12 protein-coding genes and 1 tRNA gene are annotated in these 14,256 nt (G+C 72.1%); 9 read left to right on the forward strand and 4 right to left on the reverse strand.

Translation table 11 applies throughout. The features are described 5' to 3' along the window. Positions 1-180: 180 nt before the first annotated feature. Both EAO76_RS15325 and EAO76_RS15330 read right to left on the reverse strand, forming a co-directional pair. Positions 181-2,919 (reverse strand): SUKH-4 family immunity protein, encoded by a 2,739-nt coding sequence (locus EAO76_RS15325; protein ID WP_148836506.1) that lies wholly within the window; start codon positions 2,917-2,919, stop codon positions 181-183. Between the two features lie 5 nt (positions 2,920-2,924). Further along, positions 2,925-3,902: an SMI1/KNR4 family protein gene (locus EAO76_RS15330; protein WP_148836507.1), complete on the reverse strand. Its 978-nt coding sequence runs from the start codon at positions 3,900-3,902 to the stop codon at positions 2,925-2,927. A 315-nt stretch (positions 3,903-4,217) separates the two neighbouring features. Here EAO76_RS15330 and EAO76_RS15335 point away from each other — a divergent pair, with 315 nt between their 5' ends. Further along, positions 4,218-4,742, forward strand: a complete 525-nt coding sequence (locus EAO76_RS15335) for a YwqJ-related putative deaminase (protein ID WP_148836508.1) — start codon at positions 4,218-4,220, stop codon at positions 4,740-4,742. Positions 4,743-4,752: 10 nt separating this feature from the next. Then, entirely contained in the window at positions 4,753-5,289 is a 537-nt protein-coding gene (locus tag EAO76_RS15340; RefSeq protein ID WP_148836509.1) for an SUKH-3 domain-containing protein, read from the forward strand. A gap of 294 nt (positions 5,290-5,583) precedes the next feature. Here EAO76_RS15340 and EAO76_RS15345 read toward each other — a convergent pair whose 3' ends face one another. Continuing rightward, complete coding sequence (locus tag EAO76_RS15345) at positions 5,584-6,900, reverse strand: histidine kinase (protein ID WP_148836510.1); 1,317 nt, start codon at positions 6,898-6,900, stop codon at positions 5,584-5,586. A 154-nt stretch (positions 6,901-7,054) separates the two neighbouring features. Between EAO76_RS15345 and EAO76_RS15350 the strand changes: the two genes are divergently transcribed. The 7 genes from EAO76_RS15350 (at position 7,055) to EAO76_RS15380 (ending at position 12,740) form a co-directional block, all read left to right on the forward strand. Further along, positions 7,055-7,918 carry a hypothetical protein gene (locus tag EAO76_RS15350; RefSeq protein ID WP_148836511.1) on the forward strand — a complete coding sequence of 288 codons (864 nt, stop codon included), beginning with the start codon at positions 7,055-7,057 and terminating at the stop codon, positions 7,916-7,918. Between the two features lie 16 nt (positions 7,919-7,934). Next, a tRNA-Gln gene (locus EAO76_RS15355) sits at positions 7,935-8,006 on the forward strand. A gap of 108 nt (positions 8,007-8,114) precedes the next feature. Beyond that, positions 8,115-9,563: a bifunctional UDP-N-acetylglucosamine diphosphorylase/glucosamine-1-phosphate N-acetyltransferase GlmU gene (gene glmU / locus EAO76_RS15360; RefSeq protein ID WP_148836512.1), complete on the forward strand. Its 1,449-nt coding sequence runs from the start codon at positions 8,115-8,117 to the stop codon at positions 9,561-9,563. A 120-nt stretch (positions 9,564-9,683) separates the two neighbouring features. Further along, a complete protein-coding gene (locus tag EAO76_RS15365; protein ID WP_148836513.1) occupies positions 9,684-10,658 on the forward strand; it encodes a ribose-phosphate diphosphokinase in 975 nt (324 codons plus the stop codon). A gap of 196 nt (positions 10,659-10,854) precedes the next feature. Then, a complete protein-coding gene (locus EAO76_RS15370; protein ID WP_148836514.1) occupies positions 10,855-11,439 on the forward strand; it encodes a 50S ribosomal protein L25/general stress protein Ctc in 585 nt (194 codons plus the stop codon). 105 nt (positions 11,440-11,544) lie between these two features. Continuing rightward, entirely contained in the window at positions 11,545-12,138 is a 594-nt protein-coding gene (gene pth, locus EAO76_RS15375; RefSeq protein ID WP_148836515.1) for an aminoacyl-tRNA hydrolase, read from the forward strand. Between the two features lie 131 nt (positions 12,139-12,269). After that, positions 12,270-12,740, forward strand: a complete 471-nt coding sequence (locus EAO76_RS15380; protein ID WP_148836516.1) for a hypothetical protein — start codon at positions 12,270-12,272, stop codon at positions 12,738-12,740. Between the two features lie 137 nt (positions 12,741-12,877). On the opposite strand, the gene EAO76_RS15385 is transcribed toward EAO76_RS15380, so the two are convergent. Next, positions 12,878-14,256, reverse strand: a 1,379-nt coding sequence (locus tag EAO76_RS15385) for a phosphoenolpyruvate carboxylase (RefSeq protein ID WP_148836662.1), incomplete at its 5' end; no start/stop codon positions are given.

Genomic DNA, 14,256 nt, shown 5'->3' on the forward strand with positions numbered 1-14,256 from the left:
ACCACCGGCATTACGTCAAGGATGCGGCAATTGGTCAAGAAGTCGGAATCGATCAACTGCTTTCCGGACGGAAGCGACGGGCATCACAGGCCGGCACCCCGCACGGTCCGTGACACGCCGTGCACAGCGCGGTGCCCGGCCCCTCGTGGAGGAGCCGGGCACCGTACGGAACCTGCCGGGTCAGAGCAACCCGTCCCACATCTGTTCCAGGAGCACCGACCACCAGCTCTCCGGCGACGCCAGCGCCGCCGGGTCCAGCGCCGCCAGCTGTGCCTGGAAGTCGACCGTCCAGCGACCCGCCTGCTCCGGGTTGAGCCCGAAGCGCAGCCGCCACATCCGGCCCAGCAGCGCCATCGACCGCTGGAACTCCGGCAGCCCGGTGTTCACGAACTGCGGCGGCACCGACTGCCCACCGGGCCCGGCCTCGACCGGCACGGCCACGATGTTCGCGGTGCCGTACTGCACACAGAGCGCCCGCCCGAAGTCGGACCCCATGACGAGGTACGACCCCGCGTCCGGAGCGGCCTGAACCTGACGCTGCGCGGCCAGCTCGGCCAGCGTCGGCACCACCGGCTGGCCCGGCTGCGCCCAGAAGAACGGACCGAAGTCCGCCGGCAGCCCGCCCCACACCAGCGTGCGCGCCACCTCCTCGGGCACACCCTGACGCGACACCGACCGCTGGTCGAACCGGAGGATGCCCTGCGGCCCGAAGGTCTGCGCCAGCTCCTCGGCGATGGCCTCCGGCGGCGCCTGCGGCGCGGGCGGCACCTGCGGCAGCGGGGCCCGCACCGGCGCCGGACGGGCCGGGCCGTCCGCCACCTGGTGCAGCTCGCCCTGGTGCGTGAGCAGGTGCTGCATGCCCTGCTGACGGCTGGCGTGATCCGTGCCGTACGGGGCGACGCTGGTGATCCGCACCTGCGGCCAGGTCTCCCGGATCATCCGCGCGCAGTAACCGCCCGGCAGCTCGCAGGACTCCAGCTCGGTGTGCAACTCGATGACCTGCTGCGGCGGCACGTTCATGGCCCGCAGCTCGTGCAGCATCTGCCACTCGGGGTGCGGGGTGCCGGGCGCCGAGCGGCGGATCAGCTGCTGCTCGCTGCCGTCGGGCCCGCGGTAGCGCAGCACGGCCTGGTAGCCGGGGCCGACGGTCGGCTGACCGCTCGGCGCCTGCGGATAGCCGTACGCGGCGGGCGGCGGGGTGTGCTGGCCCGGCGGCATCCCGGGCGCGCCGGGAGGACCGGGCGGGCCGGGCGGCTGAGGCGCACCCGGGCCACCCATCATGCTCGGGTCCGCCAACATCGTCGCGGCATGGTGCACACCACCACCCGGAGGCGGCGTCGAACCCGGCGGCGGCGGAGGCGTACCCGGAGCACCAGGCACACCAGGAGGACCGGGCGGCTGCGGCGCACCAGGAGCACCGGGAGCACCGGGAGCACCGGGCGGGCCGGGCGGCTGAGGCGCACCCGGGCCACCCATCATGCTCGGATCCGCCAACATCGTCGCGGCATGGTGCACACCACCACCCGGAGGCGGCGTCGAACCCGGCGGCGGCGGAGGCGTACCCGGAGCACCAGGCACACCAGGAGGACCGGGCGGCTGCGGCGCACCAGGAGCACCGGGAGCACCGGGCGGGCCGGGCGGCTGAGGCGCACCCGGGCCACCCATCATGCTCGGATCCGCCAACATCGTCGCGGCATGGTGCACACCACCACCCGGAGGCGGCGTCGAACCCGGCGGCGGCGGAGGCGTACCCGGAGCACCAGGCACACCAGGAGGACCGGGCGGCTGCGGCGCACCGGGGCCACCCGTCTGGGGAGCGAGCTGGGTCGGCATGTACCCGCCCGCCGGAGCACCGGGCGCACCCGGCCCCGAGGGCGGCGGCACGGGGGCGCCGGGTCCGGCACCCGGGGTGCCGGGGGCACCGGGCGGCGGCGGGGTCGACGGACCTCCCCCGCGCGGGCCGCGCGGCGACACGGCGGCCTTGCTGGTGGCCGCGTCCGCGATGTCACCGGCACCGGGACCCGGAACGCCCGGCACGCCGGGAGCCCCCGGAGCGGCGGGCACGCCGGGCGGCGGAGTGGCCATGCCCTGCCGGTCCAGGCCGGGGACCAACGCCGTCGGGGGCAGCTGGCTGCCGCCGGACATCAGCGCGGTCGGCGCGTCGGCCGGTATGACCGGCGGCGGGGTGTTCTCGTCGTCGGCACCGGAGAGCGGCGGCGCGAACACCGTGGCCGGCAGCGGCACCGCTCCGTCGTCGGAACCCGCGTTGGTGTCCGTACCGGCCCAGGGGGTGGCACCGTCGGGCACGTTCGGCGCGGACGCCGGGGCACTCGGCACGGACGCCGGGACACCGTCGTTGGCGGTGGGCTCGTACGGGACCCGCCCGCCCTGCGACCCCTGGTCCCCGGAAGCCGGGGAAGCCGCCGGGGCCGACGGGGCCGCGAACGGCGGAGGAGTGGAAGAGGCCGGAGGGACGGGAGCGGCCGGAGGCGCGGACGGGGCCGAGGAGGCCCCGCCCTGCCCACGGCTCTCACGGCTGTCCGGGATGCCCAGCTTGTCGGCCGCCTCCTGGAGCCACTCCGGAGGGCTCAACAGGAACGACGTCTGATTCAGATCGATGCGCTGCGGCGGCTCCGGAGCCGCCGCAGCGGCCGCGTCGCTCCCGCCGTACTCCTCCTCGTACCGCCGGATCACCTCGCCCACCGGCAGCCCCGGCCACAAGGTGGCCTCACCGCTGTCCCGGGCGATCACCATCCGCTGCCGGCCGCCGTCCGAGACCGGTCCCTCGGCACGGTCCTCGGCCCACACCACGAAGCCCAGCTCGAACTCCCGCACCCGCACCTCACGGTGCTGGTACGCGGGCACGTCGCCGTTGATCCACTCGTCCGCGCGCTCCTGCGCCTGCGCAAAGGTCACCATCGCGCTCACCCCTCCACCGGGACGGCCCGCGCGAAGCCGCCGTCCACCATCAGGTTCGCCACGGTCTCCAGCTCCGGCGGATTGCCCGCCAGACGCTGCAGGAAGGCGTCGAAATCGGCACCGCACGGAAGCAGCAGCCGGTCCACCCGCTCCTGCACGTGCCAACCGTCCCGGTCCCGGGCGTCGTCGTACGCGCAGAACCAGACCGAACCCACGCCGTTGCCCCGCACCTTCACCGCGATGATGCCGCCCTGGACGAAACCGACGCCCAGGTAGTCCTTGGTGAGGTGGTCCCGCAGGCACTTGTTCACGTACACCAGGTCGTTCACGGCCGCTTCCTCGCGCACCGTGAAGAACGGCTGGTCGACCAGGAGGCCCAGCTCCGCGTCCAGCGCCGTGCCGACCGGGGCCGAACCGCCCGCCGCCTTGAGGAAGGAACGGTACGCACCGGGCAGCCGGTAACCGAGGTCCTCCTCCACGCCCAGGATCTGCGTCTCGCTCACCGCCACGGCGCCCTTCGGCAGCCGGAAGTGCGCGGGCCGGGTCTCCTGCAACGGGCGGGTGCCCCTCTTGTTGTGGTCGACCGCGGTACCGGCGAGACCGCCGTGGTGCCTGAGCAGCGCCTTGACCTCGACCGGGACCAGCTCCATCCGCCGGCCACCGGGCACGTGGTGCCAGGTCCAGCCGTGCGGCGTCGCGACCGCGGGAATCGTGTCCCACAGCTCGTGGCCGCTCGCCGCCAGCGCCGCGTTGGCCGAGACGTAGTCCGTCAGCCGCAGCTCGTCGACGCCGAAGCCCTCCGGCGGCTCGGCGATCTCGGCGGCAGCACGGGCGTACGGCGCGAACACCGGGCTCCCGCGCTCGTCCATGCGCACGCCCCCGGGGTGGCGGGACGCCCGGACCGGGTCCGGGAAATGCACGAGCTGCCCGGCGTAGGCCGCGTTCGGTGGCGCGGCTTGCTGCCCGAGCCGACCTGTCGTCATGGCGGTTGCCCCCTGCTGCGTCTGGCTGATGAGGACCGACCGCCCGTCTGGGCGACGCTCCGCGGACAGCCTATGCGGTGGCGCAAGGGCGGGTCTCGCCCATGTGACCTGTCCTACGCCGCCCCCACCACACCCGTCACCAACCGTCACATTCCCGTGACGCACGAGCGACTCCCCCGCCCCGGACGGGCGACACGGAGACACGTTTCACTGCCCCAGCTTCCCCACGAGCCCGGACATTTGGCAGGCTGTCACCGCAACTCGGGGGCGTGCACCACGCGCAGCTACCGCTGCGGGCACGGGAGGGAAAGCACCATGCACACCGCACAATCAGTCACATCGGGGGATCCGCGCCTCAGCTGGAGCAGCACCGCGGCCGGCCACACCCCCCTGCTGCACCACCGCCGCGACGGCATCCTGCCGGCCGTGGCCGCGGCGCTGTCCGTACGCGGCGAAACGCTCACCTGCACCGCGGGCAAGGGCGACCGGCCCCCCGTGCTGCACCCGCTGGTCCAGGACTTCCTCGACACCCTCCCCAGCGGCCAGCGCGAGCGCTTCACCGGCCGCTGCCCCGAGGCGATACTGCTCTCCCGCCACCTCGCCGCGGCCGAGTCCACCCGCTCCAAGCGCGCCCAGCGCAAGCCGCTGACCAACGGCGAGGCCCGGCGCGCCCTGAAGCACTCCCGACTCACCGCACGGCGCATCCGCGAGGACGGCGACCCCCTGCACGGCAGCTACGCACCGCCGTGCCGCTCCTGCACACCGATGCTCGCCCACTTCGGCGTGCGCCCCGTCGACCTCACGACCACCGGGGCGGCCACCGCCGCCGAGAAGGGCTGAGCGCGCGCCGATGCTCGACCGAACAGACCTGCCCGGACAGACGGGCCCCGCGGAACGCGACCGCAACAACTCGACCACCCGCTTCGCCGTCTCCGTCGACGCCGCCCTGCGCACCGCGGGCTGGCAGCCCGGCCGCTGGGACATCCGGCAGGCCGAGGAGTGGGCCGACGCCCTGCGCTCGCACACCTCGCCCGCCGGCCACCGGCACGCGGTCTTCCCCGCGGCCGTGGAGGCATGGGCGGAATTCGGCGGGCTGCTCATCACGGCGTCCGCACCCGGCCGGCAGATCGCACCGGCCCCCGTCCGCATCGACCCGATGAGCGGGCTGCACCTCGCCCGCACCCTCGGCGACCTCGGCCGGGCCCTGGACACCGAGGTCAGCCCGCTGGGCGAGGAGGGCGACGGGCAGGCGGTCCTGGCCATCGACACGGAGGGCCGGGTGTACAGCATCGACCACACCGGGGACTGGTACCTCGGGCCGGACATCGACCAGGCCCTGGCCACCCTGGTCACGGGCATCCAGCCGGACCGCCTGATCACGGGCTGAACCGCCCGGCCGCCACGGCCCCACCGCACACGGCCCCGCACACGAGCCGCCACCGACCCGCCGCACAAGACCCCACTCACGAGAGCCGCCACCAACCACCGCCCGGCCTCCTCGTCGCCTCCGGGCCCGCCTCCCGCCGTCCACGGGATCAGGCCCCTTGGAACCAGGACCGCCGGGGTCAGGCCCCTTGGAACCAGGGCCTGCGGAACCAGGGCCTGCGGAACCAGGACCATGGGGCCAGAACCGTGGAACCAGGGCCGCGGGATCAGAACCTGCGGGCCGGGACCCGTGAGGTCAGGCCGCGCCCCGGTCCGGCAGAACGGCCGACACCCGGAAACCCCCCGCGTCCGTCGGACCGGACACGAACACACCGCCGAGCCCCAGCACCCGCTCCCGCATGCCGACCAGGCCGTTGCCCCCGCTCGGCAGCCCCGCGTCCACCATGGCCGCGTCCGACGGCCCGTTCTCCACCTGCATCGCGACCTCCGCGTCACGATGCGCCAGCCGCACCCACGTCCGCGCGCCCGCCGCGTGCTTGTGCACGTTCGTCAGGGCCTCCTGCACCACCCGGTACGCGGTCTGCTCCACCTCGGGGGCGTACGCGCGGGCCTCCCCGTCCACCGACAGCTCCACCGTCATCCCGGCCGCCCTGGACTCCCCCACCAGGATCTCCACCTCGTGCAGCCGGGGCCCGTCCTCCACGGGCGCGGGCGCGGCGGCCGCCACCGCCCGGCCCACCGACGCCAGCGGCACCTGCCCCGACGCGGCAGCCGTCACCGACTCCCCCGACCGCAGCACACCGAGCATCTCGCGCAGCTCCGTGAGCGCCTGGCGCCCCATGTCACCGACCAGAGCGGCGTTGCGCACCGCCTTCGCCGGGTCCTTCGGCGCGACGGCCTGGAGCGCGGCGGCGTGCACCACCATCAGGCTGACCCGGTGGGCGACCACGTCGTGCATCTCGCGCGCGATCCGGGTCCGCTCCTCCGTACGCGCCCACTCGGCCCGCTCCTCGGCCCGGTCGGCGAGCAGCGACAGCTCCCGCTCCAGCGAGTCGGCCCGCTCGCGCAGGCTCTCCATCAACCGCCGCCTGGCCCCTATGTACAGCCCGAGCAGCACGGGCGGCGCGGTGAGCCCGAGCGACATGAAGAGCGAGATCAGCGGTACGTACCAGTCACCGGGCCCGAAATCCGCCTGCTCGGCGACGCCCTGCCGCAACTGCACGTACGAGACGATGAACGTCCCCGCGAAGGACATCCCCGCCAGCACCGCGGTGATCCTGCGCGGCACCTCCGAGGCGGCCAGGGAGTACAGCCCGACCAGGCCCATCAGGAAACCCATCCCGGCGGGCGTCATCGCGACCGTGACCAGCACCACGGCGATCGGCCACCGCCGCCGCACCACCAGCACGGCCCCCGCGAGCAGCCCGAACACCACGCCCATCGACACCGGCAGTCCGGTGTCCCCGGCGAAATCCACCCCCTTCGCCGCGCACTCCAGCGCCGAGACCAGCGCCAGCCCCACGTCCAGGGCGACACTGCGCCGCCGCTCCCACCACCAGTAGCCGCGGGTGGTCGGTCCCGCCGCCTCCCGGTCTGCCCCCGTTGCGGTCATGTATCCACCCTACGGGCGCACGCACCTCATTTTCGGGTGGCCCGTACGGCACGTCCGCCTCCCGTCCGAAGGCGAAACAGCCACTTATCGCTTGAAATGGCGAATCGAGCAGGCTTTCGCACCGGACGTCCGTATTCCGGACGACGCTCGGCACATGACGGAGATCACGAGCAAGTACGCCGATTTCGAAGGTCTGCGCGAGCAGGCGCTCGCCCTGCGCCGGGAGGGCCTCAGCCTCCGGCAGATCCGCGACCGGCTGCGCATCCACAACAACGACATCCTGAACCGCCTCGTCCGGGGCGAGCCCGCCCCCGAATGGACGAAACGCCCCCGCGCGCGGGACGACCTGCGCGAGAAGGCCCGCGAGCTGCGCCTGCAAGGCATGACGTACGACCGGATCCAGGCGGAACTGGGGTGCTCGAAGAGCTCGATCTCGCTGTGGGTGCGGGACCTGCCGAAGCCGGTCCGGAGCCGCACCGCCGCCGAACAGGCACGACTCGCCGGACGCCTTCGCTGGGACCACGAACTGGCCGTAAGGGATGCCGAGCGACAACGGACGAAGGCCGGCGCGAAGGACGAGATCGGCACCATGACGGACCGGGAGCTCTTCCTCGCCGGGACCGCCCTCTACTGGGCGGAGGGTTCCAAGGACAAGCCCTACGACCGCCGGGAGACGGTCACGTTCGTCAACAGCGACCCGGGCGTGATCCAGGTCCACCTGGCCTGGCTGGACCTGCTCGGCGTCGGGTCCGAGCACCTCTGTCACCGCGTGATGATCCACGAGTCCGCCGACGTGGCGGGCGCCGAGCGCTACTGGGCCGACCTCGTGGGCATCGGCGTGGCGTCGCTCCGGAAGACGACACTGAAGAAGCACAATCCCAGGACCGTGCGGAAGAACGTCGGCACCGACTACCGGGGCTGTCTCGTCATCCGGGTTTCGCAGGGTGCCGAGCTGTATCGTCGTATTGAGGGGTGGTGGCACGGAATCGTGGAACAGGCCCAACTCCGCCTCGGGTAAGGTCTGACGCAAGTGATCCGCCGTGGGGTAGCGGCATCCCGCAGGCCTTTGGAGCCTTGAGACGCTGGTTCGAATCCAGCCGGCGGAGCTCATGCGACGGGCCCCGACCTCCCAGGTCGGGGCCCGCACCCATGTCCGCCCGAAAGCCCCCCGGTATCCTTCGGATGTCCACCACCCGAAGCCGAAGGGCATTTCCGTGAGCTCCGAACGCCCGGCAGCCGTCGTCGTCCTCGCAGCGGGTGAGGGCACCCGCATGAAGTCGAAGACCCCCAAGGTCCTGCACGAGATCTCCGGGCGATCGCTCGTCGGACATGTCGTCACCGCCTCCCGCGAGCTGGACCCCGAGCACCTCGTCGTGGTCGTCGGTCACGGCCGCGAGCAGGTCACCGCGCACCTCGCCGCCGTCGACGACCGGCTGCGCACCGCCCACCAGGCCGAGCAGAAGGGCACCGGGAACGCGGTGCGGGTCGGGCTCGACGAGCTGGGCGGCACCGTCGACGGCACCGTGATCGTCGTCTGCGGCGACACCCCGCTGCTCTCCGGCGAGACGCTCCGCGCGCTCGCCGCCACCCACACGGCCGATTCCAACGCCGTCACCGTGCTGACCGCCGAGGTCCCCGACTCCACCGGCTACGGGCGCATCGTCCGCGACCCGGCCGACGGCGCGGTCACCGAGATCGTCGAGCACAAGGACGCCACCGACGCCCAGCGCGGGATCCGGGAGATCAACTCCGGGGTCTTCGCCTTCGACGGCCGGCTGCTCGCCGAGGCGCTCGGCAAGCTCGGCACCGACAACAGCCAGGGCGAGGAGTACCTCACCGACGTCCTCTCCATCCTGCGCGGGGCGGGTCACCGGGTCGGCGCCTCGGTCGCCGGGGACCACCGCGAGATCCTCGGCATCAACAACCGGGTCCAGCTGGCCGAGGCCCGGCGGCTGCTGAACCAGCGGCTGCTGGAGCGGGCCATGCTGGCGGGCGTGACCGTCGTGGACCCGGCGTCCACGCTGATCGACGCCACCGTGACGTACGAGCGGGACGCGATCGTGCACCCGGGCACCCAGCTGCTCGGCACCACGCACCTCGCCGAGGACGCCGAGGTCGGCCCCAACTCCCGGCTCAGGGACACCGTCGTCCGGGCGGGCGCGCGCGTGGACAACACGGTCGCCGACGGGGCGGAGGTCGGCGAGGGCGCGACGGTCGGCCCGTACGCCTATCTGCGGCCCGGGACCAGGCTCGGCACGAAGGCCAAGGCCGGTACGTACGTGGAGATGAAGAACGCCACGATCGGCGAGGGCACCAAGGTCCCGCACCTGAGCTACGTGGGCGACGCGACGATCGGCGACCACACCAACATCGGTGCCGCCAGCGTCTTCGTGAACTACGACGGTGTGGCCAAGCACCACACCACGATCGGCTCCCACTGCCGTACCGGTTCGGACAATATGTTTGTGGCTCCTGTCACGGTCGGGGACGGCGTCTACACCGCCGCCGGTTCGGTCATCACCAAGGACGTACCGCCCGGTTCGCTGGCCGTCGCCCGCGGCCAGCAAAGGAATATCGAGGGTTGGGTGGCCCGCAAGCGTCCCGGGAGCGCCGCCGCGCAGGCGGCTCAGGCTGCCGCTTCGGAAGCCGGCGACGAAAGCTGACCGGAAACGGGTACGCCGTGCACGGCGTACCGTGATAGATGCTCACCCCATTTCGGCTGGCTCGTTGCACATCGGGACACATGCGTGCAGCGCCAGGAACACGTCTGAGGAGACTGTGCTGTGACCGGGATCAAGACGACCGGCGAGAAGAAACTGATGCTCTTCTCCGGCCGCGCCCACCCCGAGCTGGCCGAGGAGGTCGCGCATCAGCTGGGTGTCGGCCTCGTGCCGACGAAGGCCTTCGATTTCGCCAACGGTGAGATCTACGTCCGCTTCCAGGAGTCGGCCCGCGGTGCCGACTGCTTCCTGATCCAGAGCCACACGGCCCCCATCAACAAGTGGGTCATGGAGCAGCTGATCATGCTGGACGCGCTGAAGCGCGCCTCGGCCCGTTCCATCACGGTGATCGTGCCGTTCTACGGCTACGCCCGTCAGGACAAGAAGCACCGCGGTCGTGAGCCGATCTCGGCCCGTCTGGTCGCCGACCTGATGAAGACGGCGGGTGCCGACCGCATCCTCACCGTCGACCTGCACACGGACCAGATCCAGGGCTTCTTCGACGGCCCGGTCGACCACCTCTTCGCGCTGCCGATCCTGGCCGACTACGTGGGTGCCAAGGTCGACCGTTCGAAGCTGACGATCGTCTCCCCGGACGCCGGCCGGGTGCGGGTCGCCGACCGCTGGTGCGACCGGCTGGACGCCCCGCTCGCGATCGTGCACAAGCGGCGTGACAAGGACGTCGCCAACCAGGTGACCGTCCACGAGGTGGTCGGCAACGTCAAGGGCCGGGTCTGTGTCCTGGTCGACGACATGATCGACACCGGTGGCACCATCTGCGCCGCCGCGGACGCCCTGTTCGCGCACGGTGCCGAGGACGTGATAGTGACGGCGACGCACGGTGTCCTGTCGGGTCCGGCCGCGGACCGGCTGAAGAACTCCAAGGTCAGCGAGTTCGTCTTCACGGACACCCTGCCGACCCCGGCCGAGGTGGACCTCGACAAGATCACGGTGCTGTCGATCGCGCCGACGATCGCCCGCGCGGTGCGCGAGGTGTTCGAGGACGGCTCGGTGACCAGCCTCTTCGAGGAGCAGTGAGCTTTCTCCTCATCGAGGAGCGGTAGCGAAGATCCACTTGGGGTGCGGCCTTCCCGGCGGGTAGACTCAGCGAGTTGCTCGGCGAGGGAGGCCGTACCCGTGTGTACGGCGGTCCGTTATCGACGCGCTCTTCGTAGCAGGTCTGTCGTGGGCCGGGTGACCGTCCGTTTTTCGTCACCCCACGAGGAGTGCAGTCATGGCTGAGGTCAAGCTCGCCGCCCAGATCCGTACCGAGTTCGGCAAGGGTGCCGCCCGCCGTACCCGTCGTGCCAACCTGGTTCCCGGTGTCATCTACGGTCACGGTGCCGAGCCGGTCCACGTGACGCTGCCGGGCCACGACCTGATGATGGCGCTCAAGACCGCCAACGTCCTGATCGGTCTGGACATCGAGGGCAAGGACGCCCTGGTCATCCCCAAGGCCGTGCAGCGCAACCCGCTCAAGGGCGACATCGAGCACGTGGACCTGCTGACCGTCAAGCGCGGCGAGAAGGTCAACGTCGAGATCGCGGTGCACGTCGAGGGCGACCTGGCCCCGGGCGGCAACCTGCTGGAGTACGTCCAGAACACCCTGCTGGTCGAGGCCGAGGCCACCCACATCCCCGAGTCCGTGACCGTCTCGGTCGCCGGCCTGGACGCCGGTGCGTCGATCCACGCCAAGGACATCGAGCTGCCGAAGGGCGTCTCGCTCGCCGGTGACGAGGACGCCGTCGTCCTCCAGGTCCTCGCCGCGCAGGCCGAGGAGCCGGCCGCCGAGGGCGCCGAAGAGGGCGCCGAGGCCTGAGCCTCGCCCCTGCTGCTTCACTGACGGGGCGGCGGTCACCCCTCCGGGGGCCCGCCGCCCCGTTTCCCTGTACTCAGCCGTCGCACCCGAGGAGACCGAGCAGAGATGTCCGATGCCACCGCACCCTGGCTCGTCGTGGGTCTCGGCAACCCCGGCCCCGAGTACGCGGCGAACCGGCACAACGTCGGGTTCATGGTCGCCGACCTGCTGGCCGAGCGGATCGGCGGGAAGTTCAAGCGGGCCCAGAAGGCCCAGGCGCAGGTGGTCGAGGGCCGCATCGGCCCGCCCGGACCGGCGAACCGCCGGGTGATCCTGGCCAAGCCGATGTCGTACATGAACCTTTCCGGCGGCCCGGTCACCGCGCTGCGCGACTTCTACAAGGTGCCGGTCGACCACATCGTGGCGGTCCACGACGAGCTGGACATCGACTACGGGACGCTGCGGCTGAAGCTGGGCGGCGGCGACAACGGGCACAACGGGCTGAAGTCGATGACGAAGGCGATGGGTCCGGACTACCACCGGGTGCGGTTCGGGATCGGCCGGCCGCCGGGGCGGATGCAGGTCGCGGACTTCGTGCTGAAGGACTTCTCGTCCACGGAGCGCAAGGAGCTCTCCTACTTCGTGGACCGGGCGGCCGACTCGGTGGAGTGTCTGCTCGCGGAGGGGCTGGAGCGCGCGCAGAGCGCGTACAACTCCTGAGGCCGGCCGGAGCGGCTCCGGGGCGCTCCCGGGGCCCGTCGGCGGGGGCAACTCTGACATTCCCACCGACAAGCCGGTGATTTTCGGCCATGAGTTGACCGCGGCGTCGCTCTACCGAAGGATCGCTGCCCATGAAGCGGAGCTCCTCCCCCCGCGCCCTGGTCTACGCCCGCAATGCCGCCATGGGCTGTGTCGTCCTGTTGCTGCTCGTGGCGGGTGTGTGGACCTCCTGGGACACGGCGCACCACATCGTTCTGTCCAAGGGCCGTGAGCACGGCACGATGACGGTGACGGGGTGCGGCGCCGATCTGTGCACCGGTCCGTTCGCGCCTTCCGGGCAGGCCGCCGCGCGTTCCCGGGTGGTGGTCGAGAAGTCGGTCGCGGCCCGGCGGGGCGACCGGTTCTCCGTCGTGGTGAAGCCGGGCACGGACGATGTGGTGCGCACCGGGACGGCCGGTTTCCTGCATGCCTGGGTGCCGCTGGGCGGTGCGCTGCTGCTGGCGGGGCTGATCATCGGCGGCGGTCTGCGGCTGCCCCGGATCGCCTGGGGCGCGGGGATCGCGGGGGCGGTTCTGCTCGCGGCGACGTTCTTCGCGCTCTGATTCGCGCCGCTCCTCGCGCCCCGGCCGCACGGCGCGATGCGGCCGCACGACACGATGCGCACCGCGGTGGACCGCGGTGCGCATCGTGTCGTCGTGACCGGGGGCGGGGCCGCGCCCGCGTCCCGGTCGTTGTCGGCTCAGCCGGTGTTGCGCAGACCGGCCGCGACACCGTTGACGGTGAGCAGCAGGGCCCTGGCGAGCAGCGGGTCGGGCTCTTCACCGCGTTCCGCGGCCTTGCGCTGGCGGGCCAGCAGCGAGACCTGGAGGTAGGAGATCGGGTCGAGGTAGGCGTCGCGGATGGCGAAGGTCTGCTGGAGCACGGGGCTGGTGCCGAGCAGTTCGGATTCGCCGGTGACCCGGAGGACTTCCCGCACGGTCAGGTCGTGCTCGGCCTCGATGGCGTCGAAGACGTGCTTGAGCTCGTCGGGGACGAGGGTGTCGACGTAGTGGCGGGCGATGCGCAGGTCGGTCTTGGCGAGCGTCATCTCGACGTTGGAGATGAAGTTCCGGAAGAAGTGCCAGTGCTCGTGCATCTCGTCCAGGACGGTGTCCAGGCCGGCCTCGCGCAGGGCCTTGAGCCCGGAGCCGACCCCGTACCAGCCGGGGACGATCTGGCGGGACTGGGTCCAGCCGAAGACCCACGGGATGGCGCGCAGTCCGTCGAGCGAGACGCCCGAGCCGGGGCGGCGGGAGGGTCGCGAGCCCAGGTGCAGGTCGGCGAGCTGGTCCACCGGTGTGGAGGCGAGGAAGTACGTCGGGAGGTCGGGGTCCTCGACGAGCTTGCGGTACGCGTCGTGGGCGGCGTCGGAGACGGTGTCCATGGCGGCGTCCCAGCGGGCCAGGGCCTCGTCGGACTGGCGGGGCGCGGTGTGCAGCGCGGATGCCTGGAGGGTGGCGGCGACGGTGAGTTCCAGGTTCTCCCGGGCGAGGGCCGGGATGAGGTACTTGTCGGAGATGACCTCGCCCTGTTCGGTGACCTTGATCTCGCCCTCCAGGGTGCCCCAGGGCTGGGCGAGGATCGCGTCGTGGGAGGGGCCGCCGCCGCGGCCGACGGTGCCGCCGCGGCCGTGGAAGAGGCGCAGGCGCACGCCGTAGCGGTGGGCGACGTCGCGCAGGCGGCGCTGGGCGCGGTGGATCTCCCACTGGGAGGTGGTGATGCCGCCGAACTTGGAGGAGTCGGAGTAGCCGAGCATGACCTCCTGGACGTCGCCGCGCAGGGAGACGAGGCGGCGGTAGGAGGGGTCGGCGAGCATCTCGTCGAGGATGACGTCGGCGGCGCGCAGTTCGTCGGTGGTTTCGAGGAGCGGCACGATGCCGATCCTGGCCCAGCCGGCGTGGAGGTCGATCAGGCCGGCCTCGCGGGCGAGTACGGCGGCGGCGAAGACGTCGTCGGCGCCCTGGCACATCGAGATGATGTACGACTCGATGACTTCGGGGCCGAAGCGTTCGAAGGCTTCCTTGATGGTGTGGAAGACGCCGAGGGTCTTCTCGCCCGCGGCGTCCAGCGGGGCGGGGG

The organism is Streptomyces sp. sk2.1, assembly GCF_008120935.1.
GTDB lineage: Bacteria > Actinomycetota > Actinomycetes > Streptomycetales > Streptomycetaceae > Streptomyces.